At 40.7% G+C, this 1291-nt stretch carries 2 protein-coding genes; both read right to left on the bottom strand.

What is annotated here, in order from left to right; all coding sequences use genetic code 11:
• Nucleotides 1-199: 199 nt before the first annotated feature.
• Nucleotides 200-556, bottom strand: coding sequence for a cell envelope integrity protein TolA (locus R7P74_RS24795; RefSeq protein ID WP_213969149.1), 357 nt, complete (start codon nucleotides 554-556; stop codon nucleotides 200-202).
• Nucleotides 557-707: 151 nt separating this feature from the next.
• On the bottom strand, nucleotides 708-1178 hold the full coding sequence (locus tag R7P74_RS24790) for a GNAT family N-acetyltransferase (protein WP_054702902.1): 471 nt from the start codon (nucleotides 1176-1178) through the stop codon (nucleotides 708-710).
• Between the last annotated feature and the right edge of the window lie 113 nt (nucleotides 1179-1291).

Below are 1291 nucleotides of genomic sequence, written 5' to 3'. Positions count from 1 at the left end.
CTTCACCATCTCGATATATTGCAGATTCTCTTCCACCTGATAATTCTTCCATGATACCTCCCTGTGCAACTAACGCCTTGTTAAGGTGTGAGGCACGCAATACAAAAGCCTCTGCATACCATCTTAACCACTAAAACTAATGCATAGTAAAAATGCCAAGCGTGCCGAATCACACTTGAACAATTTGTTATGTTCACGGCTACTCTAAATCAACGGTAAGGTTAATATCTTTAAACTGCTCGAACTCTTGCGGACTTAGACTTAATAAAAATTCGAATGGGGAGCTGTTCTTTACTGCTTTTTCGACCGCGTTATCAAACGAGCGAAGCCCACTAGTTTTTAGCACCGAGAATTCGGTAACCTCAGCTTTATCATTAAGTTTGAAGTTTACACGGACATCGTACCCTAGATACTCATCTTGCTGGTTCAATTCATCTTGTATTCGAACTTTCATCAAGGATGCATTGTGAACTAGTCTAGCCTCTGGCGAATCACTGAAACCAACACACCCAGCAATAAACATTGATATTAATGCAATAAAAATTGCGTTTTTCATTATTAACGTTCCTTGAACATAACGCCTTGTTAAGGTGTGAGGCACGCAATACCGAAGCCTACGCATAGCACCTTAACCACTAAAACTAACGCATAGTAAAAATGCCACGCGTGCCGAATCACTCTTGAACAATTTGTTATGTAGCCGACTTTCAGCTTAGTGCTTTCTGCCCAATTAGGATTTTGGGGGCAATACCAGCTTTGCGATACAAACCTAAAGCAGATTCATTGAAGGAATATACTTCTAAAAACAGCTCTTCTCCGCCGTTAGAAATAGCCCTTTCCTCAAATGCCTCTATTAGCGCCAATCCAACGCCTTGGCTTCTAAAGCATGAATCCACTACTATTTGTTCAATGCTCGCGATTTTTCGCTGTTTGAGCGTCCAAGACTTACGAACCCATAGCTCACCAAAAACAAAACCTACTAACAGCCCTTTGCTTTCGGCTACCAGAAAAATCGAGCTTTCACTTTCGATTATCTTGTGCAGGTCTATTTTTTGTTCAATTTCTTCCGGTGATAAGAAGTCATCAGGTAAATTTGCTTGATGATACTCATTAAGCTGAAACTGTAGTTTCTTGATAACACTGATATCTTCAATGCGAGCTTGGCGAATATTTAACATATATAAATCCTTTTAACTTACCGTCCTCTCGTGGCTACTGGTGTACCCCACAAAAAGTAGACAGTACATAACTACATACTTTCGTACTCAACTGGGCTGACATGCCCCAACGC

The organism is Vibrio sp. 2033, assembly GCF_033339735.1.
This window is presented reverse-complemented; position numbering and strand designations above follow the sequence as displayed.

Bases quoted from the DNA above. Each gene is read 5' to 3' on its own strand.
- R7P74_RS24795 (WP_213969149.1), bottom strand. From the start codon at position 556: ATGAAAAACGCAATTTTTATTGCATTAATATCAATGTTTATTGCTGGG.
- R7P74_RS24790 (WP_054702902.1), bottom strand. From the start codon at position 1,178: ATGTTAAATATTCGCCAAGCTCGCATTGAAGATATCAGTGTTATCAAG.